The organism is Microbacterium sp. 10L49 (assembly GCF_056395125.1).
The window spans coordinates 102458-128150 of sequence record NZ_JBFTIW010000002.1 but is presented as its reverse complement, the minus strand read 5'-3'; the positions used below and the strand labels follow the sequence as shown (position 1 = coordinate 128150).

Sequence of the window (25693 nt, the reverse complement as noted above, 5' to 3'; positions counted from 1 at the left end):
GCGGGCCCATCGGCGCCGATCGCGCATCCCCCACACGAGACAGACGCATGAGGAGGTCTGCGTGAGCGCAGCGGGCGAGCGGCCTACGAAGGCGACGCTGACAGTAGGCGACAAGACCGCGGAGTTCCCGATCCTTCAGGGCACCGACGGGCACGCCAGCATCGATTTCTCCACCCTGACCAGGCAGACCGGCCACACCGGCCTCGATTACGGATTCGTGAACACGGCCTCCACCAAGTCGGAGATCACGTTCATCGACGGTGACCAGGGGATCCTGCGCTACCGCGGGTACCCGATCGAGCAGATCGCGAACACCTGCTCCTACCTCGAAGTCGCGTGGCTGCTCATCTACGGCGAGCTGCCCAGCGCCTCCGAGCTCGCGGAGTTCGATGACAAGATCCGCCGGCACACGCTGCTGCACGAAGATCTCAAGCACTTCTTCCAGGCGCTTCCGGACAACGCGCACCCCATGGCGGTGCTGTCGTCAGCCGTCGCGGCGCTCTCGACCTACTACGAGAACGAGTCCGACCCGCACAACCCCGAGCACGTCGAGCTGAACACGATCCGGATGCTCGCCAAGCTCCCGGTGATCGCGGCGTACGCGCACAAGAAGAGCGTGGGCCAGGCCTTCCTGTACCCCGACAACTCGCTGAGCTTCGTGGACAACTTCCTCAAGCTCAACTTCGGCGTGCACAGCGAGCCCTACGAGATCAACCCCGTGATGTCCAAGGCGCTCGAGCTGCTGCTGGTGCTGCACGAGGACCACGAGCAGAACGCATCCACGTCGACGGTGCGGCTGGTCGGCTCGACGGGGGCGAACCAGTTCGCCTCCGTCTCGGCCGGCATCCAGGCGCTCTCCGGCCCGCTGCACGGCGGCGCGAACGAGGCGGTGCTGACCATGCTCGGCCAGATCCGCGAATCGGGCCAGAGCGTGCAGCGCTTCGTCGAGCGCGTGAAGAACAAGGAAGACGGCGTGAAGCTCATGGGCTTCGGGCACCGCGTGTACAAGAACTACGATCCGCGCGCGAAGCTGGTCAAGGCCGCCGCGGACGAGGTGCTCGCCGAGCTCGGCGTCACGGATCCGCTCCTCGATCTCGCGCGGGAACTGGAGGAGGTGGCGCTTGCGGACGACTACTTCCAGGAGCGTCGCCTGTACCCGAACGTCGACTTCTACACCGGCGTGATCTACAAGGCGATGGGCTTCCCCACGCGCATGTTCACGGTGCTGTTCGCGATCGGCCGCCTGCCGGGCTGGCTGGCGCAGTGGCGCGAGCTGAACCTCGACCCGCAGACCAAGATCGGCCGCCCGCAGCAGCTGTACACGGGCTCGCCGGAGCGCGAGTTCCGCCGGTCCTGACCGGGCGGGCGACGCACGACGACGAAAGAGGGGGGATCCGGATCGGATCCCCCCTCTTGTTCGTTTCCGCCGCTGTCCGCGGTGAGGACGGTCAGCGCGCGGTCGAGGTGCCCTGCGGGCGCGAGGACCGGCGACGGCGACGCGAGGGAACCGTATCGCCGACCCCGAGCGGGCGCGGCGCGCGGTGGGATCCCTGGCCCTGGCCCTGGCCCTGGCCCTGGCGCTGGCCGCGCGGCTGGGCGGACGCCGCGGGCTTCTTCTTCGCGGGGCGCTGCTGCTGTGGCGGCTGAATCGGCGCGGGCTTCACGAAGGCGGCCTTCTCGCCGACCAGCTCCGCGACGGCCGCGGAGGAAGGCGAGACCGGCTCGATGTCGACGCTGATCCTGGCCTTGCGCAGGAGGTCCTTCGTGTCGCGGCGCTGCTCCGGCAGCAGCACGGTCACGACCGTGCCCGCGGCGCCCGCACGCGCGGTGCGGCCGGAGCGGTGCAGGTACGCCTTGTGCTCGGCGGGCGGGTCGACGTGCACGACCAGATCGACGTCGTCCACGTGCACGCCGCGGGCCGCGACGTCCGTGGCGACGAGTACGCGCACGCCGCCGTCCGCCGGGTCGGCGGAGAACGCGGCCAGGTTGCGCTCGCGCGCGCCCTGGGCAAGGTTGCCGTGCAGGTCGACGGCGGGGATGCCGGCGGCCGTGAGCGCCTTGGCGAGCTTCTTCGCCTGGTGCTTGGTGCGGGTGAACAGGATCCGGCGTCCCGTACCGGAGGCGAGAGTCTGCACGAGCGTCTTCTTGGCGTCGGCGTCGGCGACCTCGAGCACGCGGTGAGTCATCTCACCCACGGGCACGCTCTCCTCGTCGACCTCGTGGCTCACCGGGCGGGTGAGGAAGCGGCGGGCGAGCACGTCGATGCCGTTGTCCAGCGTCGCACTGAACAGGAGGCGCTGACCCTCGGACGGCGTGGCCGAGAGGATCCGGGTGACGCCGGGCAGGAAGCCGAGGTCGGCCATGTGGTCCGCCTCGTCGAGCACGGTGACGCGCACGTCGCCGAGACGCACGACGCCCTGCTTCATGAGGTCCTCGAGGCGGCCGGGGCAGGCTACGAGGATGTCCACTCCGCGACGCATCGCGTCCTCCTGCGGGCGCTGGCTGACGCCGCCGAAAACGGTGGCGACACGGAGGTTCGCCGCCTGGGCGAGAGGGGTGATGGTCGCGGCGATCTGCGAGGCGAGCTCACGCGTCGGCGCCAGCACGAGTCCGCGCGGGTACTGCGGGCGGGCCTTGAAGCCCGTGAGGCGGGCGACTAGGGGAAGGGCGAAGGCGATCGTCTTGCCGCTGCCGGTGCGTCCGCGGCCGAGCAGGTCACGGCCGGCGAGGGCGTCGGGCAGCGTGTCGCGCTGGATGGCGAACGCTTCGGTCTTGCCATCGGCGGCGAGGACGGCGGCCAGGGGCGCGGGCACGCCGAGATCGAGGAAGGAAGTCATGGGTGTCTCCTGGGCCGGTGTCCGGCCACGGGGTCAGGGCGTCGCAATGAACGTGTCGCAACGACGCATCAGGTCGCCGCTCACAGAACCGGATCGCGAGGGGGAGCGAACTCCGCGCCCAGGGATCCAGGATGGCGACGAGATGCCGGATGATCCGACATCCCCTACATCCTATCCTGGATCCCCTGACAGTCGGTTCAGGCCTCGACGAGTTCGGGCAATGCCGTCGCCGATGTCGTGACGTGGGGGCGGGTGCGCACCGCCCACACGATCGCGCCCGCGAGGATCGTGGCGACCGCGACGAGCCCCCATGCGGTGGCGAAGCCGGAGCCGGTGCCGTGCGTCGCAGAGCCGAACACGATCGCGCCGGTCGCCGCCGAGCCGATCGCGGATCCGATCGTGCGGAGGTTCGCGTTCACGCCGGTCGCGACGCCGGTGACCGCGGCGGGCACGCTCTGCACGACGATGCCGGCCGAGGCCGCGTAGGCCAGCCCGCAGCCGATGCCGAAGCCCGCGCCTGCCACGGCGAGCTGCCAGGGCGTCGAGTGCGCCAGGGCGGCGCTCGCGCCGGAGACCCCCATCAGCAGCGCGCCGATGACGAGCAGGGTGCGCAACGAAAGGATGCGGTTCAGCGCGCCGGTGGCGAAGCCGACCCCGCTCATGCCGATCAGCATCGGAACGAGCATGAGCCCGGCGTCGCGCACGGTGAGACCCGTGCCGCCCGCGGAGGCCGACAGCTCGAGGAACTGCGGCAGGTAGCCCCAGAACGCGAAGACGCCGGCCCCGATCAGGAGCGATGCGGCGTTGACCGGCCAGATCGCGGGGGAGGCCAGCATCCGCAGGTCCACGAGCGGCTCGGCGGAGCGCAGCTCCGACACGATCCACGCGGCGAAGGCGAGCACGGCGACGCCGAACAGCGCGAGCACGGCCGGCGAGGTCCAGCCCCAGCGCGAGCCGGTGCTGAGCGGGACGAGCAGTGCGACCAGCCACGCCGAGAGCAGCACCGAGGAGCGGGTGTTGACCCGCCCGAGGGCGCGGGTGCCGGTGTCGCGCACCGCGGCGAGGGTGAGGAAGGCGCCGAGTGCGGCGACCAGGAACGGCACCGCGAACGTGCCGCGCCAGCCGACGAGGTCCGCCAGCGGGCCTGCGAGCACGGTGCCCGCGGCGCCGCCGATGCCGATCACGGCGCTCACCACGCCGATCGCTCCGGTCACGCGCTCACGGGGGAGTGCGTCACGCAGCAGCCCATAGGCGAGGGGGAACAGCGCACCGCCGATGCCCTGCAGCACGCGGGCGACGATGAGCACCTCGAGGGTCGGGGCGACCGCGGCCAGCACGTCCCCCGCCGCGGTCGCGCCGAGGGTGATCAGGAAGGTGGTGCGCCGTCCGCGCAGGTCGCCGACGCGGCCGAGGGTGGGTGTGGCGACCGCGGCGGCGATGAGCCACGCGGTCATGGTCCAGCTGGCCGCATCGGCGGTGACGCCGAACTCCGCCTGGATGAGCGGCACGAGCGGGATGACGAGGTTCTGCAGAAGAGCGATGGAGGAGACCGCTACGGCGATCGCGACCAGGACCGAGGTGGATGAGCGGGACATGAGTTCCCTTCCGAAGCCTGGAGAAGAGGGGTAAAGTGGAGGAAGGCCTCCGAACGGAGGATGCCTCCGGATTGAGATTATCGGAGGGTCCCTCCGGTTTGCAAGAGGTCTTCTGAGACTTTTCGGAAGGACGGCACGATGGGCGGCCAGAACAGGGCGACGGCGACGCTGGAGGAGCGGCGACCGCGCCGTGCCGACGCCGCGCGCAACTTCGACGCCCTCGTCACCGCCGGGCGCGAGGCTTTCGCCGAGGATGGCTCGGGAGCCTCGCTCGAGGACATCGCGCGCCGCGCAGGGGTCGGCATCGGCACGCTGTACCGCAACTTCCCGACCAGGGACGACCTGATCGAGACGCTCTACCTCCGCGAGGTCGCCGCTCTCGCCGACGCCGCGGACGAGGTGGCGGACCTGGAGCCCTGGCCCGCACTGGAGGCCTGGTTGGGGCGTTTCGTCGAGTACGTCGGCACCAAGCACGTCCTGCTGGACGGACTGAACCGGGAGTCGTCGGTATTCGCGGAGTGCCGCGGCGTGATGCTGGGCGCGGGGGAGCCGCTGCTCGCCCGCGCGCAGGAGGATGGCGCCGTGAAGGCCGATCTCGCGATCGCCGACGTCGTCAAGCTCATCGTCGGTGTGAGCGCGGTCGCCTACGACGACGAAGAGCAGCGCCGTCGCGTGCTCGGCCTCGCGATCGGCTCGCTGCGGACCTGAGCTCTGCCCGAGAGCCCGTCACTCAGGCGTGCAGCGCCTCGTTGAGCGTCACGCCCACGCCGGTCCGGCGCACGGCCTCGACAGCTCCGGAAAGGGAGTTGCGCCGGAACAGGATCCCGTTCTCGCCGCTCAGCTGCGCGCCCTTGACGACAGGGCGGCCCCCGTCGGCCAGCGGAGCGCCGTCGGCGAGCACGATCTTCGTGCCCGCCGTGACATACAGGCCCGCCTCGACGATGCAGTCGTCGCCGAGGGAGATCCCGATGCCGGCGTTCGCGCCGAGCAGGGTGCGCGCACCGATCGAGACGCGGTGGGTGCCGCCTCCCGAGAGCGTGCCCATGATCGAGGAGCCTCCGCCGATGTCGGATCCGTCGCCGACGACGACGCCCTGCGAGATCCGGCCCTCGACCATCGAGGCGCCGAGGGTGCCCGCGTTGAAGTTCACGAAGCCCTCGTGCATGACGGTGGTGCCGGGGGCCAGGTGGGCGCCCAGGCGCACCCGCGAGGCGTCCGCGATGCGCACTCCTTCCGGCAGCACATAGTCGGTGAGTCTCGGGAACTTGTCCACGCCGGTGATCTGGATCCCGGCGCGCTGCAACAGCGGGCGCAGCCGTGCCGCATCGGCGGGGAGCATCGGACCGGCGCTCGTCCAGGCGACATTCGGGAGGTGCGCGAAGATGCCGTCGAGGTTCACCTCGTTGGGGCGCACCAGCAGGTGCGAGAGGGCGTGCAGGCGCAGATACGTGTCGGCGGTCGAAGCCGGAGCCGCATCGAGGTCGATCGACAGCTGCACCGCCTCGACGGTGACGTTGCGGCGATCGTCGGCACCGGCGAGCGCCTCGAACGTCAGGGCGGACGCGGCGCGGTCTCCGGCGGACGGCTCGACGGCGCCGATCTCGCCGTACCAGGCGTCCAGGACGGTGCCGTCGCCGGCGATGGTGGTCAGGCCGGATCCGTGGATCATGCGCGCGTCGGTCATGCGTCCACGGTATCGAATCGGCACCCCCAGCTTCCCCTTCATGACGCGGCGCTAGGGTGGGGACCATGCCGCTCGATCTCACCGCCTCCGCGGCGGACATCACCCGCGCGATCTGCGACATCCCCAGCGTCTCGGGGGAGGAGAAGCCGCTGGCGGACCTGATTGAGGAGGCCGTGCGCGCGCTCGGCCATCTCGAGGTGCTGCGCGAGGGTAACACGATCGTCGCTCGCACGAACCTGGGCCGCGCGCAGCGCGTGGCGATCGCCGGGCACATCGACACGGTGCCGATCAACGCAAACGTGCCGACGCGTGATGTCGAGATCGACGGCGAGGCTCTGATCTGGGGGCGCGGCACGGTCGACATGAAGGCCGGGGTCGCGGTGCAGCTCAAGCTCGCCTCGGAGCTCACCGAGCCCGTGGTCGACATCACTTGGATGTGGTACGACAACGAAGAGGTCGAGGCCGCCCGCAATGGGCTCAAGCTGCTCGCCGATCACCGGCCGGATCTGTTCGAGGCCGACTTCGCGATCCTCGGCGAGCCCTCGAACGGCGAGGTCGAGGGCGGCTGCAACGGCACGCTGCGCGCTGTCGTGCGCACGACCGGGGTGCGCGCGCACTCGGCGCGCGCCTGGATCGGCGAGAACGCGATCCACCGTGCGGCGCCGATCCTCGCGCGTCTCGCGGAGTACCGTCCGCGCGAGATCACGGTGGACGGCCTGGAGTACCGCGAGGGGCTGAACGCGGTGCGGATCACCGGCGGCATCGCCGGCAACGTCATCCCCGACGTCTGCGAGGTCGAGGTGAACTACCGCTTCGCCCCGAGCAAGTCCGCGGCCGATGCGGAGGCGCACGTGCGCAACGTGTTCGCCGGTTTCGCGGTCGAGATCACCGACGTCGCCGAGGGTGCTCGTCCTGGCCTCGACGCGCCGATCGCACAGGAGTTCGTGGCGGCCGTCGGCGCGACCCCGAAACCGAAGTACGGGTGGACCGATGTGGCGCGGTTCTCCGCGCTGGGCATCCCCGCGGTCAACTACGGACCGGGGGATCCGCACCTCGCGCACCACGACGAGGAGCGTGTGCCGCTCGCGCAGATCACGGCCACCGAGCGGGGCCTGCGCTCCTGGCTCAGCGGTGTCTGAGCTCGCCGCGGCGGCGGTGCATCGCCGGCAGGGCGCGACGACCGCACCGCGCTGGGCCGCCCGGCTCTATGCACGTACGCCCGCCTGGGCAGGTATCCTCGCGATCTACGTCGGGGCGCGCCTGATCACCACCGGCCTGCTGCTGTGGGCGACCGGGCTGTCCGGCGCGCCGGGCTCGCGGTTCGGCCACGGCGCGTCGATCGCCTCATTCGTGACCGGGTGGGACGCACAGTGGTATTGGTACATCGTCGTGTACGGGTACCCGACCACGCTGCCGCTCGGGCCGGACGGACACATCACCCAGAACTCGTGGGCGTTCCTGCCGCTGTACCCGTGGGTGTCGCAGGTCGTGGCGCTGCCGTTCGGTGCAGGCGGCTGGGGCGTGGGCGCGGCGCTCGTCTCCCTCGTGGCGGGATACCTCTGCTGCCTCGTGCTGTTCCGCATGATGCGCGGGCGGATCGGGCGGATGGCGGCGGTGTGGACGGTCGTCTTCTTCGCCTCCGGCCCCCTCGGCGCGCTGTTCCAGGTCGGCTACGCCGAGGTGCTCAACATGCTGTTCCTGCTGCTCGCGCTGGACGGCCTGATCCGCCGCCGCTACGTGCGGCTGTATCCGCTGATCGTGCTGATGGGCTTCACGCGCCCGGGTGTGCTGGCGTTCGCGCTCACGCTCGGCCTCATGCTCGTGGTGCGCTGGATGCGACGGAAGTCGGATCCGCTGACGGGATCCGAGATCGCGCACTACCTCGGTCTCGGGGCGCTCGGCGTCGTGGTGGGTTTCGCGTGGCAGATGATCGCGGGCGTGGTCACGGGTGTGCCGAACGCCTACCTGGAGACCGAGCTGAGCTGGCGCGGATTCTGGATGCCGCAGGACGGGCACACCGCCTTCTCGCCCTTCGAGGGGTGGCTGAGCGCGATGCCGTACTGGGCGCAGCTGCTCGGACTGCCGGGATGGCTCGGCCTCGTCATCCTCGCCGTGCTGGTGGTGCTGTTCGCGGCGGTGCTGATCGCGGGGCGCGGCGTGCGCCGGCTCGGGCCGGAGATCCGGCTCTTCTCGGCGAGCTACGCCCTGTACCTGCTGGCCGTGTTCTTCCCGCAGTCCAGCACGCTGCGGTTGATGTTTCCGCTCGCGCCGCTGTGGGGCGGCGTCGGTTGGCACCGTTCCTGGTGGCTGCGGACGACGGTGCTGGTGGCGTGCATCGCGCTGCAGGCGCTGTGGATCGCGAACGTCTACGGCCTCGCGAACACCTTCTGGCGCGTGCCCTGAACCTGCTCGATCGTCTCGCGGCCTCGCCGCGCCGCGGTAAGCGGTGTCCCAGCACCCACTAATATGGGAGTCGTAGACCACCGAGGAAAGGGAGCACCGCGATGGCAGCGATGAAGCCGAGGACTGGCGACGGACCCATGGAGGCCGTGAAGGAGGGCCGGCTGATCATCGTGCGCGTTCCGCTCGAAGGCGGCGGGCGTCTGGTCGTCTCCGTCAACGACGCAGAGGCGAAGGAACTTCACGACGTGCTCAGCAACGTCGTGGCAGCAGCCTGAGTTCCGACTCGCACGATCAAGACCAGATCTCTTCAGATCTTCGAAAGGCCCGCTTCCTGCGGGCCTTTCGTCATTCGGCGATGCCGGTCAACTGCAGCAGGCCTTCGCCGACCGTGCTCAGCGCGGCGAGTACGGCGGGGGACTGCTGGGTCTCCTGGATGAGCGAGCGGTAGGCGACCGTGACGTCGTCGCGCTGCACCGGATCCGCGACCCTTCCGCCGGCGAGCACGCGCGGCACGAGCACGGTCCCTCCGGCGCGCACGAGCCGCAGACCGTGCTCGACGTACTCGATCACGTTCTCCGGATCCGCGTCGACGAGGACGATGTCGTAGGCGGCCTCGTTCATCCGAGGCAGCACATCGGCGGCCCTGCCCGCGATGAAGCGCGCGCGGGTGGGGGCGATCCGTGCGTCCTGGAAGGCGCTGCGTGCGGCGGCCAGGTGCTCCGGCTCGTTGTCGATCGACGTGAGCACGGCCTTCGGGGCGCCGCGCAGCAGCCAGAGCCCGGAGACGCCGGCGCCGGTGCCGATCTCGACGATCGAGCGAGCGCCGGTGGCTGCCGCGAGCACGGCGATCTGCGCGCCGACGGCGGCGCTGATCGGCTGCGCGCCGAGTTCGACCGCATGTGCGCGCGCCCTGGCGATCTCATCCGGCTCGATGATTGCTTCGCGCACGTACCGCGCGTTGGCGTCCTGCTCGCTCACTTCGACTCCCTGGCGGTCGCTCACTGCACCGCATGCCCCCAGCGTAGGCGTCCTCCGTGTCCGCAGTGGCCAGGCGCGGCGGTACCCTTATGACATGTTCTTCGGCATCACCTTCGAGAAGCTGATCGTGATCGGCGTGATCGCGGCCCTTCTCGTCGGCCCTGAGCGGCTCCCGCGCTACGCGGAGACGTTCGCGCGCCTGGTCAAGAAGGCGGGCGACTACATGCGCGGCGCCAAAGATCGCATGCGCGAGGAGGTCGGGCCGGAGATCGATGAGCTGGACTGGCGCAAGCTGGATCCCCGGCAGTACGACCCGCGCCGCATCATCCGCGATGCGCTGATGGATGACACCCCGGCGCCGCCGCGTCCGGCAACCCCGGTCGCGGCGGTCGAGACCGCTCCGGCGCCGGCGGCTGCGGGTTCGGCAGCAGCTCTGCTGGCCACGGCGACCGCGATGAACGCCGCGTCCGCCGGGGGAGAGACAGCCCCCACGTCGAAGGCGCCGAAGGTGTTCTCCGCCGAGGACCTTCCGCCGTACGACAGCGAAGCCACCTGATCGTCCGGCCCAGGCTGGCTGTCTAACCCAGGCTGACGGGAAGGCGCCGCCCGGAGAGACCACGGCCCCCTCGATCGATCGCGTCCGCGACAGCCAGGATCGCGCGTGCCGAGGGATCCTGCGGGTCCGCGAGCACCACGGGCACTCCCGCGTCCCCGCCCGTGCGCAGCGCGGGGCTCAGCGGGACCGAGGCCAGCAGCGGAACCGGATCCGCATCCTGCGAAAGGGCGTTCGCGACGGCCTGCCCGCCGCCGGATCCGAACAGTTCGAGCACCGTGCCGTCGGGCAGCGTCAGCGCGGCCATGTTCTCCACGACCCCGATCACCCGTTGCCCGGTCTGCCGGGCCACGAGAGCGCTGCGGATCGCCACGTCGGACGCCGCTTCCTGCGGCGTCGTCACGACCAGCACCTCGGCATGGGGGAGCAGCTGGCCGAGCGTGATCGCGATGTCGCCGGTGCCCGGCGGCATGTCGATGAGCAGCACGTCCAGGTCGCCGAAGAACACGTCGGTGAGGAACTGCTGCACCGTGCGATGCAGCATGGGTCCGCGCCATGCGACGACGGATTCCCCCTCCCGCAGGAACATCCCGATCGAGATGGTCTTCACATCGTGCGCGACCGGGGGCAGCATGAGGTCGTCGATCCGGGTGGGCTGGGTGCCGGGGGCGATCCCGAGGAGGCCGGGGATCGAGAAGCCGTGCACGTCGGCGTCGATGAGCCCGACCCTGCGACCGCGGGCCGCCAGAGCGACCGCGAGGTTGGCGGTGAGCGAGGACTTGCCCACTCCGCCCTTGCCGCTCGTGACGGCGATCACGCGCGTGAGCGACTCCGGGCCGAAGGGCATCTGCCGGGGCGCCCTGCCGTCCCGCAGGCGCTCGGTGAGGGCGCGACGCTCGTCCGGCGTCATCACGCCCACGGCGACCTCGACCGCATCGATTCCGGGCACCGCCGCCGCGGCCGCGTGCACGTCCGCCTCGATCCGGGTCGCGGCGGGGCAGCCCACGATGGTCAGCGCGATGCCCACGTGTGCGACCGTGCCGGCGACGGTGATGTCGCGGAGCATGTCGAGGTCGGCCAGCGGGCGGCGCAGCTCGGGGTCGGTGACGGCGCCGACGGCGCGGCGGACCGCGTCGGCGAGGTCGACGGTCACGGGGTCTGCTCCGCCGGATCCTCGTCGCGGAGTTCGGCGAGCATCGCCCTGAGCTCGGCGCGCAGCACCTCGCGCGTGACGCTCTGCGCGGAGCGCTCCTCGAGCGACATGCGCAGGGCGACGATCTCCCGGGCCAGGTACTCGGTGTCGGCGAGGTTGCGTTCCGCGCGCTGTCGATCCTGCTCGATCTGCACGCGGTCGCGGTCGTCCTGCCGGTTCTGCGCGAGCAGGATCAGGGGCGCGGCGTAGGAGGCCTGCAGCGAGAGGATCAGCGTGAGCAGGGTGAAATTCGTCGCGGCCGGGTCGAACTGCCACTCCTTGGGCATGGCGATGTTCCACCACAGCCAGACGATGACGAACACCGACATCCCGATGAGGAAGCCGGACGTGCCCATGGCCCGCGCGAACGCCTCGGAGAACCGCCCGAAGGTGTCGCTGGATCCCGTCGACGTGCCGCGCCCGAGCATGCCGGACCGGCCGCGGGGCAGATCCAGCCCACGACGGCCCGACTTCGCCATCATCCGCTCGCTCCCTGCGTCGGCACGGACTGCGCGGACCCGGGACGGTCATCGGCGTCGTGCGAGCGCCAGTCGTCGGGCAGCAGGTAGTCGAGCACATCATCGACGCTGATCGCGCCGACGAGCCGGTGCGCCTGATCCACGACGGGCAGCGAGACGAGGTCGTAGCTGGCCAGCATGCGCGCGACCTCGGCCGCCGAGGCGGTCGCGGGGACGGGTTCGAGGGTGTCGTCGACGATGGCGCCGAGCCGTTCGTGCGGGGGATAGCGCAGCATGCGCTGGAAGTGCACCACGCCGAGCAGGCGTCCTGTGGGCGTCTCGAACGGCGGCAGCGTGACGAAGACCGCGGCGGCCAGGGCAGGGTGCAACTCGTGCCGGCGGATCAGGGCCAGGGCTTCGGCGACCGTGGCATCCGCGGAGAGGATGATCGGCTCGGGGGTCATCAGACCGCCCGCGGTGTCGGGGCTGTAGCGCAACAGCATGCGCACGTCCTCGGCCTCCTCCGGCTCCATGAGCTCGAGGAGGTGCTCCAGGCGGCCCTGGGGCAGCTGCGCGAGCAGGTCGGCGGCGTCGTCCGGCTCCATCTGATCGAGGATGTCCGCGGCGCGTTCGTCGCCGAGACGGTCCAGGATGTCCATCTGGTCGTCCTCGGGCATCTCCTCGAGGGCGTCGGCGAGCCGCTCGTCCGGAAGCTCCTCCGCGACCTCGATGCGACGCTGCTGGGGCAGGTCGAGCAGGGTGTTCGCGAGGTCGGCGGGGTGCATCTCGGAGTAGGTGGCGACGAGCTGCTCGGCGGACTGCGCCTCACCGGGACGGTTGTGCTCGTGCACCTGGTTCCAGGTCGCGAACGTGGTGGGGCCCTTGGCGAACGGCGAGGCGCTCGTCTTGGGCTTGCGCAGGAACAGCTGGCTCACGGACCACTCGCCGAGCCGGTTCGGCTCGATCGCGACGTCCTCGATCACCGCCGTGCCCGAGGCGTCGGAGAAGTCGACGCGCCGGCCGATGAGCTCGGCCATGATGCGCACCTCGCCGTTGCGGGGCTTGAACCGGCGCACGTTCATCAGCCCGGACGTGATGACCTGTCCGGTGCTGATCGATCCGACCCGCCCGATCGAGAGGAACACCTGCCGGCGGCCGGGGATCTCGCAGACCAGGCCGATCACGCGCGGGGCCGCGCTACTTCGGTACACGACGACGACATCACGGACTTTCCCGATCCGGTCGCCGGCGGGGTCGAACACGGCGCACCCGGCCAGGCGCGCGACGAAAACCCGCTGTGTGCTCATGGTTCCAGCGTAGTGTCCTGCGCCTTGGGATCCGGGGTGGGTGACGGCATCCGGCGGTCTCCGGGCAGCCGCGTGGAACAATGGTCCGATGAGCATGCTGAACGCGTCGGGCCCCGCGGGCGAGATCGGCGAGACGGTCGCCACGGTGACCGAGTACGAGGCCGCGCAGAAGCTCGTCTCGCAGCTGATCGCGGGAGAGATCCCGGCCAGGGCGATCGCCATCGTCGGGGTCGGCGTGCAGACCGTGGAGCGGGTCACCGGTCGCCTCGGCTATGCGAACGCGGCGCGCTCCGGCGCGGTCAACGGCGTGCTCATCGGCCTCTTCCTCTCGGCGATCTTCGTGCTGGGCAACCCCGCCGTGCCGATGCAGGCCTTCGTGGGGATCCTGTTCGTCGGCGTCGCGATCGGGATGATCCTGAGTCTCATCACGTACTCGATCGTGCGTCGTCGCCGCGACTACGCGAGCGTGATGCAGCTCAAGGCCGATCATTACGAGGTCACGGTGCTGTCCGATTCGGTCGGCAAGGCGCGCCAGGTGCTCGGCCGTGCCGTCACCCCGATCCCGCAGTCCGCCCCTGCCGCCGGCACGACCGCGGCAGCGCCGCCCCAGTACGGAGAGCGGGTCGAGGAGCCGCCGCGGTACGGCGAGCGCATCGCGCCGCCGCGCCCGCCGATGCCGCCGGCACCGCCGACCGCCTCGGTGCAGCCCGCACAGGACGGTGGCCCGGCGACGGACGGTACCCCGGCGACCGACGGTACCCCGGCGACCGACGGAGCTCCCGCCGCCCCCGCGGAGAGCCCTGCCCTCGAGACGCCGCCCTCCGCGGCCACGCCCGTGGACGGCGAGAACCCGGCGGGCGACGGCACCTCGCGATGACGGGACGGGCCGAGGAGCGGTTCCGGATCGCGGTTCCGCTCCCTGCCGGTACGGCCGAGGTGTCGGCCGCGTTCGGTGCTGCCGACGGGGACCTCGCTGCCGGGGCCGATGCGCCGATCGTGGCGATCGCCCATGGCGCGGGCGCGGGCATGGATCATCCGTTCCTCATCGGTTTCGCCACGGCGCTGCGCACCGCGGGCCTGCACACGCTGCGGTTCAACTTCCCGTACGTCGAGGCGGGACGGCGCATGCCGGGCCCGGCGGCGCACGCGATCCTCACCTGGCGCGCCGTCGTCGCCGCGGCGAGCGAGCGCGGATCCGGATCCGTCGTCGCCTGCGGCAAGTCCTATGGTGGGCGGATGGCGTCCATGGCCGCCGCCGAGGAGGCCGGCCTCGCCGCGACGGGGCTCGTCTACCTTGGCTATCCGCTGCACCAGCCGGGCAAGCCGGAGAAGCCGCGGACCGAGCATCTGCCGGCGGTGCCGCAGCCGCAGCTGTTCGTGGAGGGCACGAACGATCCGTTCGTGCAGCCGCTGTCGCAGCTCGAGGAGGCGGTGGCGTCGTGTCAGGACGCGCGGATCGCCTGGATCGACGGCGGCGGGCACTCGTTCGAGGTGAAAGGCCGCAAGCGCCCTGCCGCGGAGATCGGGGCGGATCTCGCGCCGCTGGTCGTGGAGTTCGCGTGGTCGGGTTTCGGCAAGGGCGCGTCGGAGATCGGCGCATCGGGGCGCAACGAAGGGGGAGACGCATGAGCATGGCGCAGGAGCTGGACGCGATCGGCATCGCCCGGCTGCGCGAGATCGGCAGCCTGAAGTGGTCGGTGTTCCCCGAGGCGATCGGCGCGTTCGTCGCCGAGATGGACTTCCCGCCCGCGCCGGCGATCGCAAGCGCGATGAAGGGCGCGATCGATGACGGCCTGACCGGATATCTGCCGGCGGCCGTGCGGGCGCGCATGAGCGAGGCGACCGCGCGCTGGCAGAAGGATCGCTACGGCTGGGACGTGCCGGCCGATCGGATCCGCCCCGTGCCGGATGTGCTGACCGCACTGCGCGCGACGATCGACTTCTTCACCGAGCCCGGCTCGAAGATCGTGCTGCCCACGCCCGCGTACATGCCGTTCCTGACGATCCCGGCGATGCATGACCGCGAGATCATCGAGGTGCCGATGCTCGTCGAGGGCGGGCGCCACGTCTACGACCTGGACGGCATCGACCGGGCGTTCGCGGACGGCGGCGGCCTGCTGATCCTGTGCAACCCGTACAATCCGCTGGGACGTGTGTTCGAGCGCGCGGAACTCGAAGCGGTCGCGGAGGTCGTCGCGCGGCACGGCGCGCGCGTGTTCTCGGACGAGATCCACGCGCCGCTCGTCTTCGCGCCGCACCGCCACGTTCCCTACGCCGGCATCAGCGCCGTGACAGCGGGACATACGATCACCGCCGCCAGCGCCTCGAAGGCGTTCAACCTGCCCGGCCTCAAGGCGGCGCAGGTGATCCTGACGAACGACACGGATGTCGAGACCTGGGCGCGGCCGGAGGTCGCCTGGGCCGAGCACGGCACGGCCAACCTCGGCGTGATCGCGACCACGGCGGCCTTCGACGACGGCCGCGACTGGCTCGACGGCACGCTCGACTACCTCGACGGCAACCGCCGGCTCCTGGGCGAACTCCTCGCCGAGCACATCCCCGGGATGGGCTACCGCGCCCCGGAGGGCACGTACATCGCCTGGCTGGATGCGCGCGGGCTCGGCATCGAGGGTTCGCCGGCCGCGTTCTTCCGCGAGCACGCGGGCGTCGCCATGACCGACGGCATCGCCTGCGGCGCCGCCGGGGAGGGCTACCTGCGCTTCATCCTCGCCACGCCCCGCCCGGTCATCGAGCAGGCCGTGCGCCAGATGGCGGCGGCGCTGGGCGAGCACACCGTCGGCTGACAGCCGGAACATCCCCGCCGAAGAGCCACGGCCTCAGCCCAGATCCGGATCGGCGAGCAGCCGTCGCATGGTGCGCAGGCCGAGAGCGGCCATCACGGGATTGGTGCGCTCGTAGTACCAGCCGAGGCCCATCGCCTGCTGCAGCGCCCACGCAGCTCCCCGGCACCATTCCTGGCCATCGCTGCCCAGAGCCGCGCGGAGCCGGCGCCGGTCGTCGAGTCCGAGAAGGTGCCACGCGACCACGAGATCGAGCGACGGATCCGCCGCTCCGAAGGACCCGCCGTCCAGCACGCCGGCGAGCCGATGATCATCCGAGACGAGCAGGTTCGGCGGGATCAGGTCCTTGTGCGACATGACCTCCGTGCCGGGATGCGGGATCTGCGACAGCCGCTGCCAGAGCGCACGCGCGGACGGGACATCCAGCAGATGTCCGCTCTTCGCGAAGCACTGCGTCATCCACTCCTCGTGCGCGTGCAGCTCGCCGCCGCGCCCTCGGCCGTCGAACGTCCGCCCCCGCAGGGGTGCGAGACGCAGGGCCCCGATCAGCCGCGCCAGATCGTCGGCGAGCAGCGGGAGCGCACCAGGATCCTCGTCCGCCACGGTCTCGGAGGCAGTGCGACCGGGGATCCAGGCCTGCACCGACCATGCCGAAGGGTAGCCCTCGTCCCGGTCGATGACACCGCGCACGACGGGTGCGGGGAACGGGGAGCACGTCGCGAACTCGTCGAGGGCGCGCGCCTCCGCGGCCACGTCCTCGAGCGCCGCGGACTGCAGCGGGAACCGGGCGACGTGCGCGTCGCCGATCCGGAACAGTGCGTTCATCGTGCCCGGTGTCGACAGCGCCACCACCGGCTGCCCCGCCAGCGCGGGAAAGGCCGCCGCGATCCTCTCGGTCGCGGCGGCCTCGTCCAGCCGGAGCTGATCCGGGTGCATGTCCTCGGTCAGGACGCGGATCCCTGCACGCGGGCGATCCACGCCTCGACCTCGGCGGAGGTGCGTGGGATGGCGGCCGAGAGATTCACCGGGCCTTCGGCGGCGATGAGGATGTCGTCCTCGATGCGCACGCCGATGCCGCGGTACTCCTCGGGCACGGTCAGATCGTCGATCTGGAAGTACAGGCCGGGCTCGATCGTGAACACCATGCCGGGCTCGATCAGGCCGTCGTAGTACATCTCGCGGCGGGCCTGGGCGCAGTCGTGCACGTCGATGCCGAGATGGTGGCTCGTGCCGTGCACCATGTAGCGGCGGTGCTGGCCGCCCTGGTCGGCGTCGAGGGCCTCCTCGGCGGAGACGGGCAGCAGACCCCACTCGGCGGTACGACGGGCGATCACGTCCATCGCGGCCGCGTGCACCTCGCGGAACGGCACACCGACCTCGGCAGCGGCGAAGGCGGCGTCCGCGGCCTCGACCACGGTGTCGTAGATGCGGCGCTGCACCTCGCTGAACGTGCCGTTCACCGGCAGCGTGCGCGTGATATCGGCCGTGTAGAGGCTGTCGGCCTCGGCTCCGGCGTCGATGAGGATGAGGTCGCCCGGAAGCACGGCGCCGTCGTTGCGGGTCCAGTGCAGGTAGCACGCGTGCGGGCCGGATGCGGCGATCGTGTCGTAGCCCTCCCAGCTGCCGTCGCTGCGGGCGCGCTGGTGGAAGACGCCCTCGACGATGCGTTCGCCGCGCGGGTGCGCGACCGCCCGCGGAAGGTCGCGGATGATGTCGTCGAAGCCGTCCGCGGTGATCGCCACGGCTCGGCGCATCTCCGCGACCTCGTACTCGTCCTTGACGAGGCGCAGCTCGGAGACGAACCGGGTGAGCTCGTCGTCCTGGTCGACCACGAGGTCTTCCTCGCCCGCGGCGAACTCGTCGAGATGCGCGGTGGTCACGCCAAGGTCTGCGGCGACGCCGGCGAGAGCGGGACGCGGTCCGATCCAGAACTCGCCGATCGTCGCGTCGGAGTAGAACTCGCTCGTGGTGCGGTCGGCGCGCTCGCGGAAGTACAGCGTGACGTCGTGGCCGTCCGCGGTGGGCTCGAACACGAGCAGCGAGTCGGGCTCGGAGTCGACCGCCCAGCCGGTGAGGTGCGCGAACGCCGAGTGCGCCCGGAACGGGTAGTCGGTGTCATTGCTGCGCTGCTTGAGGGATCCGGCCGGGATCACCAGGCGCTTGCCGGGGAAGGCCGCGGAGACGGCGGCGCGACGTGCTGCGGCGTAGGGCGCCTGCGCGCGCGGAGCGGGCAGGGACTCGGGGCGTTCGGCCCAGCCCGTCGAGATGGTGTCGAGGAAGCCCTGCGGGAAAGGCTGGCGGCGGTTGGTCGTCGTCGAGGTGGTCGCGGTGGCGGCATCGCCCGGCTGCTCGATCGTGTCGTGCTCGGAGGTCATGGATCCATCCTCTCACCGGCCGGTGCGGGAAGGATCCGGGCGGCGGGCGACAAAGGGCCCGGATCGCCGTGCCGGCGATCCGAGCCCCTCCTGTCGATCCGGATCAGATCACTGCACGGCCTTGAGCGCGTTCACGATGCCGTGACCGTAGTAGCTGTTCAGCTCGGCGGTGCCGACGCAGGCGGCTCCCTCGTCGTACTGCGGAGCCGAGCACTCGGTCGGCGTCGCATCGTCCTCGAGCTTCTGCACGAGCTGGGCCGGGGTCAGCTCCGGGTGCGCGGACTTCATCAGCGCCAGCACGCCGGCGACGTGCGGGGAGGCCATCGAGGTGCCGCTCTTGAGGCCGTACTTCGCGCCGGGGATCGTGGAGAGGATCCTCGATCCGGGCGCCGCCACGTCGATCTCGCCGAGACCGCGGTTGGAGAAGTACGACAGCTGGCCGTCCTTGGTCAGCGAGGCGACGGTCACGACACCGGGGACCTGGGCCGGGATGTCCTTGCAGCCCTGGTTGATGGTGCGCGGCGTCGGGGTGGCTGCATCGTCCGGGCTGCCCTCGTCGAGGGTGTTCACCGTCAGGTCGAGGCCCGAGTTGCCGGCCGCGGCCGCGCTCACGACGCCCTTGGAGTTGGACCAGTTCACGGCGCGGGCGACGGCCTCGCGGACCGCTGCCTGGTCGGGCTGATCGTCGCACCAGAACTCGAACGGGTCGATGTAGTAGCTGTTGTTCGTGACGTCCATGCCGCGCTGGGCCGCCCACATGAAGCCGCAGACCGCGTATTCCGGGTAGATGAACCCGTCGTCGTTGACGACCTTGACCGACGCGAGGCGCACATTCGGGGCGACCCCGACGATGCCCACGCCGTTGCGGGCCGCCGCGATCGTGCCCGCGACGTGCGTGCCGTGGTCGGACGTGGTCGGGTACCAGCCGCCATCGGTCTGGTCGGGGCGGCCGCCGGTGGTGCAGTTGACCGAGTCGGCGACGTCGATGTTCGCCTGCAGGTCGGGATGGGTCGGGTCGATGCCGGAGTCCAGCACGCCCACGAGGACGTTACGGCTGCCGTCGGTGATCTGGTGCGCCTGATCCGCCTGGATCATGGTCATGTCCCACTGCTGGCCCTCGAGCGAGTCGGACGCGGAGGCGGGCACCGGCTCGGTGGGCTCATCGCCGTTGACCGGCTTGTTCTTGCCCTGGTTCCATCCGGAGGAACCCGGACCCCACGGCGCCTGCGGACCGGTGACCTTGTCCTTCACCTCGACGGTGCGGGTTGCGCCGACCGACGCGACGACGTTGCGGCCCTTGGCCTTCACGGTGTCGCGGAACGCCGCGCGATCGGACTGTGCGATCACGACGCCGATCTCGGGCCAGCTCTGCACGACGACGCCGCCGGCGTCGGTCACCGCCTTCTCGGCCTTGCGGGTCTGGCCCGGGTTCGCCTGGCCGGTGTTGACGACGTAGCTCATGACCGTGCCGTCCGGCGGAGTGATCGGGACGGGCGTCGAGGGCTCGCTCGTCGCCGCAGTGGCGCTGACGGAGCCCGCCAGGACCAGTCCCAGCGCCGCGACGGTGCAGGCGATGGTGCGGAACGAGCGGTGGGGGGTTGGCATCCTCATTGGTGAGGGTCCTCTCGTGGGGGTGGGTGCCGACAGGTCGGCGCGGGCGGATGGCCCTGCATCGTTTCTACTGGGCGCTCCCAGCCATTTCAATGCTTGCTGATAGCCGGATATCAGGGTAGGAGCGCGGCACGGCGCACGGCGCACGGCGCACGGCGCAGGACCCATAGCCCGCCGGGCTACCGTGGAGGGATGACCGAAGCCGCCTCTGTCCGCCGATCCGTTCTGACCTGGCCCTGGGCGCTGGGGATCGACGCCGTGCTGGTGATCGTCTTCGCCGCGATCGGCCGGGCGAGCCATGATCACACGGTCGACGCCGTGGGCGTACTGGAGACGGCGTGGCCGTTCCTGGTGGGCCTCGCGGCGGGCTGGCTGATCCTGCGGGCGTGGCGGGCGCCCGCCGCCCCGCTGCGCACCGGGATGGGGCTTGTCGTGATCACGGTCGTGCTCGGGATGATCCTGCGCGTCGTGACCGGCGGCACCACCGCGGTCGCATTCATCATCGTGGCCACGATCACTCTGCTCGTGTTCCTGGTCGGGTGGCGCGGGATCGCGGCGCTCATCGCCCGGGCGCGCGCTCGCCGCTGAGCCGCCGCGCCGCCCGGGCGCGCTTCGCGGATCGGCGCGCACGCACGCTCCGCTAGGGCGTCGCGGGCTCCAGCTGGGTGATCAGGGCGCGGTGGTCGCTGCCGCCCGCGCCGGCCGGGAGCACGGCGGATCCTGTGGCGCGCCAGTGCGCGGTCGCCATGACGTGGTCGATCGGGGCGCCGAGCAGCGCCGGCACGGATGTCGGCCAGGTGCCGACGCCACCCGAGCCGGAGTGGGAAGCCGCGTCGTGGCAGGCGCCGAGGTCGCCGCCGCCGGTGCCGAGCCCGCCCATGTGGTCCAGGGTCGCGTTGAAGTCGCCGGCGAGGATCACGTTCTTCCCGGCGGGGCACTGGTCGGCGACCCATCGCAGATCCTGCGTCCAGTCCGCCATCTCGTCCTCGCGCGGAGCGACGGTGTGCACGGCGACGACGATGGGGCCGTCGCCGTCGACCGGCATCACGACCGCGCTCGGGACCGAGGAGGTGTTGCTGGATCCGTCGGCGGAGGAGGGGATGACCGCGTAGTCGCCGAGGGCCGGCGAGATGAGCACCGTGGTCTGCCACGAATCCGGTCCCTGGGTGACCTCGGGACGGTACTGCACGTGGTGCACCCACATCGGGTGCCCTGCCTCGCGCAGTGTGAGCGCGATCTCCTCTCCCACGGCCTCGGTCGTCTCCGGGAGCGCCACGATGTCGGCCTTCTGGGCGACGATCGTGGTCGCGATCTCGTCGGCCGAGACTGCCTCGCCCGCGGTGTTCCAGGCGAGCACGCGCACGCTCGTCGCTGTCTTGTCCGGCAGGGAGTCGGCGGTGTCGATGCCGCGCAGCGCGAGGATGGCCGCCGAGGCGCCTCCGCCGAGCAGGGCGACGAGTGCGATCGACGCCGCGAACCCGCGCAGCGGGCGGGCGAACAGGAGCAGCAGCGCCAGCACCAGGATCCCGGCGAACACGAGCACGAGCACCGCGCGCGAGGCCACGATCTGCGTGATCGGGAACGTCTGCTCGAGGTGGAAGAACTGCGGCCAGGTCACGATCGCGGTGGCGATCGCGAAGAGCACGGTGAGGAGGATCCCGATCAGTCGAAACATCGCCTTCGAGCCTAGGCGAGCGGATCTGTGAGACATCTGGTGCGCAGCCGAGGATCCGCCCGCCCGCCGCCCCGTGGCCGCGGCGGTCCGAGAGGCGGGGGATCGCTACGCTCGGAGGATGACCGATGCCGATCCGACGTCACGCCCCGCCCTCTTCGACGGGCCGATCGATCTGCATCTGCACTCGAACCGCTCGGACGGCACGGAGGATCCCACGACCGTCGTCAGACGGGCCGCGGACGAAGGCCTGGGCACGATCGCTCTCACGGACCACGACACGACGGCCGGATGGGGCGATGCGGCCGCTGCCGCGACGGAACGGGGCATGACGTTCATCCCCGGCATGGAGCTGTCCTCGAAGGACGGCTGGCGCAGCGTCCACGTGCTCGCGTATCTGTTCGACCCCACGGATCCGGATCTCCTCGCCGAGACGGCGCGCATCCGCGACGACCGCATCGGCCGAGCCGAACGCATCGTGCGCAACATCGGCCGTGACTACGCGCTGCGCTGGGAGGACGTGCTCGAGCAGACCGATCCGGGGGCGACCGTGGGCCGGCCTCATATCGCCGATGCGCTGATCGCGCGAGGGATCGTGGGCGACCGCGGAGAGGCGTTCGACGGGATCCTGCATCCGCGCCAGGGGTACTACGAGGCGCACTACGCGCCGGATCCGCTCACGGCGATCGAGCTCGTCGTCGGTGCCGGGGGAGTGCCCGTGATCGCGCACCCGGCCGGGCGCGAGCGCATGACCGACGCCACCCTGCGGCGTCTCATCGACGCGGGCCTGGCCGGGCTCGAGATCGATCACCGCGAGAACACCGCCGAGGGGCGCGCCTGGCTGCGCGGCATCGCCGCCGAGAACGACCTCATCGTGACCGGGTCCAGCGACTACCACGGCGCGGGCAAGCCGAACGTGCCCGGAGAGAACACCACGGATCCGGCCATGCTGCAGCGCATCATCGACCGCGGATCCGGTTCCGCCCCGGTCTACCCGATCCGGGCCCGGTAACTGCCCGCGAGACTGCAACTGGGCGACGAGACTGCGCCTGTGAAGTGCAGTCTCGTCGCCCAGATGGAGTCTCGCGGTCAGAGGCGAGCGCGGGGCGGGAGCGAGCGCGGGGCGGGCTCAGGCTCCGGGCTGCGGCGCGCTGCCCGCGGCGGCACCGCCGGAGGGACGGCGACGACGGCGACGACGACGCTGCGCGGCGGGCTTGCCGTCGTGATGCTCGGCGCCCTGGCCGTCGTGCGTTCCGGATCCCTCGGCGGCACGGTCGGCGTCACCGGATCCGGCCGCCTTGGCGGCGGGAGCCTCCGCGCCCTCGGTGAACGTCGAACCGACCTCGTCCTCCGCGTTGCGGCGGCGGCGGCGACGGCGGGTGGTGCCCTCGCTCGTGCCCTCGGCGGCCGCGTCGGCGGCACGCTGCGGCTCGCGCTGCTTGCGGGCCGGCTTCTCGGAGACCGGTGCGGTGACCAGGCGTCCCTTGGTGCCGGCCGGAATGTTCAGGTCCTCGTAGAGGTGCGGGCTCGACGAGTACGTCTCGATGGGCTCGGGCTGGCCGAACTCGAGGGCGCGGTTGATGAGGGCCCACTTGTGCAGGTCCTCCCAGTCGACGAACGTGACCGCGATACCGGTCTTGCCCGCGCGGCCGGTGCGGCCCGCACGGTGCAGGTAGGTCTTGTCCTCGTCCGGGATCGTGTGGTTGATCACGTGCGTGACGTCATCGACGTCGATGCCGCGGGCGGCGACGTCGGTCGCGACCAGCACGTCCTTCTTGCCGGCCTTGAACGCGGCCATCGAGCGCTCGCGCTGATCCTGACCCATGTCGCCGTGCACGCCGCCGACATTGAAGCCGCGGTCGCCCAGCTCGTCGACCAGGCGCTGGGCGGCGCGCTTGGTGCGCGTGAAGATCACCGTCTTGCCGCGGCCCTCGGCCTGGAGGATGCGGGCGATGACCTCGTCCTTGTCCAGCGAGTGCGCGCGGTAGACGAGGTGCTTGATGTTCGCCTGAGTGAGGCCCTCGTCGGGGTCGTTCGCGCGGATGTGGATCGGGTTCGTCATGAACCGGCGCGCCAGCGCCACGATCGGTCCCGGCATCGTGGCGGAGAAGAGCTGCGTGTGGCGCACCGCGGGGACCTTCTGGAAGATCTTCTCGATGTCGGCGAGGAAGCCGAGGTCGAGCATCTTGTCGGCCTCGTCGAGCACGACCTCGGTCGCGTGGGACAGGTCGAGCAGACGCTGCCCCGCGAGGTCGATGAGGCGCCCGGGGGTGCCGACCACGATCTGCGCACCCGCCTTGAGCTGGTCGATCTGGCCCTCGTAGGCCTTGCCGCCGTAGATCGCGACGACGCTCGTCGAGCGGTTGCTGGTCAGCAGATCCATGTCCTCGTACACCTGCACCGCGAGTTCGCGGGTGGGCACGACGATGAGCGCCTTCACACCGGGCTCGGGGTCGAGTCCGAGACGCTGCACCACGGGGATGCCGAAGCCGAAGGTCTTGCCGGTGCCGGTCTTGGCCTGGCCGATGATGTCCTGGCCGGGAAGGCCGAGCGGGATGGTCTGCTCCTGGATCGGGAAGGCGTCGACGATGCCCTTCGCCGCGATGGCGTCCACGATGTCCTGATCGATGCCGAGATCGGCGAAAGAAGTCACAGTCTTTGATTGCCTGTCCGGCGGGCCTTGCGATCGCGGCGCCGCCTCGTTGATGGGGTCCACGCCGAATCCGTATGCACAGGCGCGGGGCTCCGATCCGTCGCCGGAGCGGGATCCAGCCTACCGGAGCGGGCACGCGTACCCGGGATCGGAGTGATCGGCGTGCGCGGCGCCCCCGGTCGGGCGGGACGTCTCGACTAGGCTGGGCGCGTGGTGAGGTGGTTCTGGCAGCGCGATAAGGCGCCGCGGCGCGCGCTGGTGCTCCGCTCCCGGGGCGATGCGGGTGACGCGACCCGCGTCGACTTCGCCGAGCTGGCGCCCGAGCTGAACACCTTCCTCGGTCAGGCCGCCTACCTTCAGCTCGGCTACTTCGAGACGCTGACCCGTCTCATCCGTGCGACGGACGATCTCGCGGAGAAGGAGATCCTCTCCCGCGCCGCCGGGGCGGCCCTCGCCAAACACCACGGCATCGTCGCGATCATCGCCGCGCACGGCGACCGTCCGACCGAGGTGATGCTGCCGTTCCGCGAGCAACTCGACGCGTTCCGCCGCAAGACCCTGGGCCCGCGCATCGCGGAGACCATGCTCGCGGTGTACCTCACCGCCGGCATGCTCGACGACTTCTACCTCGCGCTCGCCTCCAGCTACGGCGAGACCGGGACGAAGGTCGCCAGGATCCTCTCCGAGGCTGATGACCGGCACGAGATCGTCGGGATCGTGCAGGCCACGATCGCGAGCGACGAGCAGTGGCGCTCACTCCTGTCGATGTGGGGGCGCCGTCTCGTCGGCGACACCATCCTCGTCGCCCGCGCGGCGCTGCGGCCGCACCTGCCCGGCGCGGAGGACGACAAGCTCGAGCCGGTGTTCACCGAGCTCATGGGTGCGCACGCCCGCCGCATGGACGCGATGGGCCTCGCCTCCTAGCGGGCGGAAGCCCGGCGCTCTCCGCGCAGCGTGCGGGCGCGATCCCTGCCCTCGGAGGCGGTCACGCTCGGCTCAGACGCCGAGTTCGGCGCGGCGCACGGCGTCGCCGTGACTCCGCACGCGGGTCAGGATGACGCCGGCTGCCGCGGAGATCACGATCGCGCCGCCGAGGGCGATCAGCCACAGCCACACGCTCGACTCCTTCAGGCCCGCCCACTGCCCGAGAGTGTAGGCGGCGGCCGCGACGGCCGTCGCGATCGCCGGCACGAGAGCCACACCGCGGAGTTCGCGCTGCGGGATCGTGAAGTGCACCACGACACCGAGCGCGCAGGCGGCGATCAGCGCGAGCAGGATGTACACGCGGCTCAGTTCCTGCGTCAGGCCACGAAGCCGACGCGGCGGGACTCCTCGGTCCCGAGCTCGACGTAGCCGAGGTTCGCGGTCGGCACGATGTAGGAGTTGCCCTTGGTGTCGCTCAGGGTCACGTGGCTGGCACCCTGATCGAGGGCGCCGGCGATCTGCGTGCGCACCTCGTCGGCGGAGGCCGAGGTCTCGAAGCTGAGCTCACGGCCGGTGTTGATGATGCCGATGCGGATCTCCACGGGAATGCTCCTTGAAAGGTCGTGCTCTTGAAAGCCGATGTCCCGTCA

Annotated in this window: 26 protein-coding genes; 12 read left to right on the top strand and 14 right to left on the bottom strand. The window is 71.0% G+C overall.

Annotated elements, in window-relative coordinates:
- The first annotated feature begins 61 nt into the window (after nt 1–61).
- Nucleotides 62–1357, top strand: a complete 1296-nt coding sequence (locus AC1DCT_RS05200; RefSeq protein WP_440734543.1) for a citrate synthase — start codon at nt 62–64, stop codon at nt 1355–1357.
- 91 nt (nt 1358–1448) lie between these two features.
- Here the strand turns inward: AC1DCT_RS05200 and AC1DCT_RS05195 are convergent, their stop codons facing one another.
- Entirely contained in the window at nt 1449–2837 is a 1389-nt protein-coding gene (locus AC1DCT_RS05195) for a DEAD/DEAH box helicase (protein WP_477427873.1), read from the bottom strand.
- Nucleotides 2838–3034: 197 nt separating this feature from the next.
- Entirely contained in the window at nt 3035–4432 is a 1398-nt protein-coding gene (locus tag AC1DCT_RS05190; protein ID WP_440734541.1) for an MFS transporter, read from the bottom strand.
- A gap of 138 nt (nt 4433–4570) precedes the next feature.
- On the opposite strand from AC1DCT_RS05190, the gene AC1DCT_RS05185 reads away from it, so the two are divergent.
- Nucleotides 4571–5140 carry a TetR/AcrR family transcriptional regulator gene (locus tag AC1DCT_RS05185; protein WP_477427871.1) on the top strand — a complete coding sequence of 190 codons (570 nt, stop codon included), beginning with the start codon at nt 4571–4573 and terminating at the stop codon, nt 5138–5140.
- 22 nt (nt 5141–5162) lie between these two features.
- On the opposite strand, the gene dapD is transcribed toward AC1DCT_RS05185, so the two are convergent.
- Nucleotides 5163–6116 (bottom strand): 2,3,4,5-tetrahydropyridine-2,6-dicarboxylate N-succinyltransferase, encoded by a 954-nt coding sequence (gene dapD / locus AC1DCT_RS05180; protein ID WP_477427869.1) that lies wholly within the window; start codon nt 6114–6116, stop codon nt 5163–5165.
- Between the two features lie 65 nt (nt 6117–6181).
- On the opposite strand from dapD, the gene dapE reads away from it, so the two are divergent.
- The 3 genes from dapE (at nt 6182) to AC1DCT_RS05165 (ending at nt 8794) form a co-directional block, all read left to right on the top strand.
- Nucleotides 6182–7255, top strand: a complete 1074-nt coding sequence (gene dapE / locus AC1DCT_RS05175) for a succinyl-diaminopimelate desuccinylase (RefSeq protein ID WP_440734538.1) — start codon at nt 6182–6184, stop codon at nt 7253–7255.
- A complete protein-coding gene (locus tag AC1DCT_RS05170; RefSeq protein WP_477427867.1) occupies nt 7248–8519 on the top strand; it encodes a hypothetical protein in 1272 nt (423 codons plus the stop codon). Before dapE ends, AC1DCT_RS05170 begins: the two co-directional genes overlap by 8 nt.
- A gap of 101 nt (nt 8520–8620) precedes the next feature.
- On the top strand, nt 8621–8794 hold the full coding sequence (locus tag AC1DCT_RS05165) for a DUF3117 domain-containing protein (RefSeq protein WP_082076728.1): 174 nt from the start codon (nt 8621–8623) through the stop codon (nt 8792–8794).
- A 70-nt stretch (nt 8795–8864) separates the two neighbouring features.
- Here AC1DCT_RS05165 and AC1DCT_RS05160 read toward each other — a convergent pair whose 3' ends face one another.
- A complete protein-coding gene (locus AC1DCT_RS05160) occupies nt 8865–9497 on the bottom strand; it encodes an O-methyltransferase (protein ID WP_477427865.1) in 633 nt (210 codons plus the stop codon).
- Between the two features lie 94 nt (nt 9498–9591).
- Between AC1DCT_RS05160 and AC1DCT_RS05155 the strand changes: the two genes are divergently transcribed.
- Nucleotides 9592–10053 (top strand): twin-arginine translocase TatA/TatE family subunit, encoded by a 462-nt coding sequence (locus AC1DCT_RS05155; protein WP_477229415.1) that lies wholly within the window; start codon nt 9592–9594, stop codon nt 10051–10053.
- A 22-nt stretch (nt 10054–10075) separates the two neighbouring features.
- Here AC1DCT_RS05155 and AC1DCT_RS05150 read toward each other — a convergent pair whose 3' ends face one another.
- The 3 genes from AC1DCT_RS05150 to AC1DCT_RS05140 are packed head-to-tail and all read right to left on the bottom strand — an operon-like array spanning nt 10076 to nt 13007.
- Nucleotides 10076–11203: an Mrp/NBP35 family ATP-binding protein gene (locus AC1DCT_RS05150; protein WP_477427863.1), complete on the bottom strand. Its 1128-nt coding sequence runs from the start codon at nt 11201–11203 to the stop codon at nt 10076–10078.
- Nucleotides 11200–11721 (bottom strand): DUF1003 domain-containing protein, encoded by a 522-nt coding sequence (locus tag AC1DCT_RS05145; protein ID WP_441976447.1) that lies wholly within the window; start codon nt 11719–11721, stop codon nt 11200–11202. The genes AC1DCT_RS05150 and AC1DCT_RS05145 overlap by 4 nt, the downstream gene beginning before the upstream one ends.
- Entirely contained in the window at nt 11721–13007 is a 1287-nt protein-coding gene (locus tag AC1DCT_RS05140) for a magnesium transporter (protein WP_440734533.1), read from the bottom strand. The genes AC1DCT_RS05145 and AC1DCT_RS05140 overlap by 1 nt, the downstream gene beginning before the upstream one ends.
- Before the next feature lie 88 nt (nt 13008–13095).
- Here AC1DCT_RS05140 and AC1DCT_RS05135 point away from each other — a divergent pair, with 88 nt between their 5' ends.
- Genes AC1DCT_RS05135 through AC1DCT_RS05125 form a run of 3 tightly spaced genes read left to right on the top strand, consistent with a single transcriptional unit; the run spans nt 13096 to nt 15811 of the window.
- Nucleotides 13096–13884, top strand: a complete 789-nt coding sequence (locus AC1DCT_RS05135) for a YflT domain-containing protein (protein WP_477229413.1) — start codon at nt 13096–13098, stop codon at nt 13882–13884.
- Nucleotides 13881–14636: an alpha/beta hydrolase family protein gene (locus tag AC1DCT_RS05130; protein WP_477427861.1), complete on the top strand. Its 756-nt coding sequence runs from the start codon at nt 13881–13883 to the stop codon at nt 14634–14636. The genes AC1DCT_RS05135 and AC1DCT_RS05130 overlap by 4 nt, the downstream gene beginning before the upstream one ends.
- A complete protein-coding gene (locus AC1DCT_RS05125) occupies nt 14633–15811 on the top strand; it encodes a MalY/PatB family protein (protein ID WP_477427859.1) in 1179 nt (392 codons plus the stop codon). Before AC1DCT_RS05130 ends, AC1DCT_RS05125 begins: the two co-directional genes overlap by 4 nt.
- 33 nt (nt 15812–15844) lie before the next feature.
- Here the strand turns inward: AC1DCT_RS05125 and AC1DCT_RS05120 are convergent, their stop codons facing one another.
- The 3 genes from AC1DCT_RS05120 to AC1DCT_RS05110 all read right to left on the bottom strand — a co-directional run bounded on the left by AC1DCT_RS05120 (nt 15845) and on the right by AC1DCT_RS05110 (nt 19788).
- Nucleotides 15845–16786 carry a phosphotransferase gene (locus tag AC1DCT_RS05120; protein WP_477427857.1) on the bottom strand — a complete coding sequence of 314 codons (942 nt, stop codon included), beginning with the start codon at nt 16784–16786 and terminating at the stop codon, nt 15845–15847.
- Nucleotides 16753–18183: an aminopeptidase P family protein gene (locus tag AC1DCT_RS05115; protein ID WP_441976228.1), complete on the bottom strand. Its 1431-nt coding sequence runs from the start codon at nt 18181–18183 to the stop codon at nt 16753–16755. Before AC1DCT_RS05115 ends, AC1DCT_RS05120 begins: the two co-directional genes overlap by 34 nt.
- Before the next feature lie 108 nt (nt 18184–18291).
- Complete coding sequence (locus AC1DCT_RS05110) at nt 18292–19788, bottom strand: S8 family peptidase (protein ID WP_477427855.1); 1497 nt, start codon at nt 19786–19788, stop codon at nt 18292–18294.
- A gap of 198 nt (nt 19789–19986) precedes the next feature.
- Between AC1DCT_RS05110 and AC1DCT_RS05105 the strand changes: the two genes are divergently transcribed.
- Nucleotides 19987–20382 carry a DUF3054 domain-containing protein gene (locus AC1DCT_RS05105; RefSeq protein ID WP_477427853.1) on the top strand — a complete coding sequence of 132 codons (396 nt, stop codon included), beginning with the start codon at nt 19987–19989 and terminating at the stop codon, nt 20380–20382.
- A 52-nt stretch (nt 20383–20434) separates the two neighbouring features.
- On the opposite strand, the gene AC1DCT_RS05100 is transcribed toward AC1DCT_RS05105, so the two are convergent.
- The gene (locus AC1DCT_RS05100; protein ID WP_477427851.1) at nt 20435–21469 is read right to left on the bottom strand and encodes an endonuclease/exonuclease/phosphatase family protein; all 1035 of its coding nucleotides are present in this window, start codon (nt 21467–21469) and stop codon (nt 20435–20437) included.
- 118 nt (nt 21470–21587) lie between these two features.
- On the opposite strand from AC1DCT_RS05100, the gene AC1DCT_RS05095 reads away from it, so the two are divergent.
- Nucleotides 21588–22478 carry a PHP domain-containing protein gene (locus AC1DCT_RS05095; RefSeq protein WP_477427850.1) on the top strand — a complete coding sequence of 297 codons (891 nt, stop codon included), beginning with the start codon at nt 21588–21590 and terminating at the stop codon, nt 22476–22478.
- A gap of 117 nt (nt 22479–22595) precedes the next feature.
- Here the strand turns inward: AC1DCT_RS05095 and AC1DCT_RS05090 are convergent, their stop codons facing one another.
- Nucleotides 22596–24119, bottom strand: coding sequence for a DEAD/DEAH box helicase (locus AC1DCT_RS05090; protein WP_440734523.1), 1524 nt, complete (start codon nt 24117–24119; stop codon nt 22596–22598).
- 210 nt (nt 24120–24329) lie between these two features.
- On the opposite strand from AC1DCT_RS05090, the gene AC1DCT_RS05085 reads away from it, so the two are divergent.
- Nucleotides 24330–25043 (top strand): ferritin-like fold-containing protein, encoded by a 714-nt coding sequence (locus tag AC1DCT_RS05085; protein WP_440734522.1) that lies wholly within the window; start codon nt 24330–24332, stop codon nt 25041–25043.
- 72 nt (nt 25044–25115) lie between these two features.
- Here AC1DCT_RS05085 and AC1DCT_RS05080 read toward each other — a convergent pair whose 3' ends face one another.
- Nucleotides 25116–25403, bottom strand: a complete 288-nt coding sequence (locus tag AC1DCT_RS05080; RefSeq protein ID WP_440734521.1) for a hypothetical protein — start codon at nt 25401–25403, stop codon at nt 25116–25118.
- A 17-nt stretch (nt 25404–25420) separates the two neighbouring features.
- Nucleotides 25421–25645 carry a DUF3107 domain-containing protein gene (locus tag AC1DCT_RS05075; protein ID WP_233311956.1) on the bottom strand — a complete coding sequence of 75 codons (225 nt, stop codon included), beginning with the start codon at nt 25643–25645 and terminating at the stop codon, nt 25421–25423.
- Nucleotides 25646–25693: the final 48 nt, after the last annotated feature.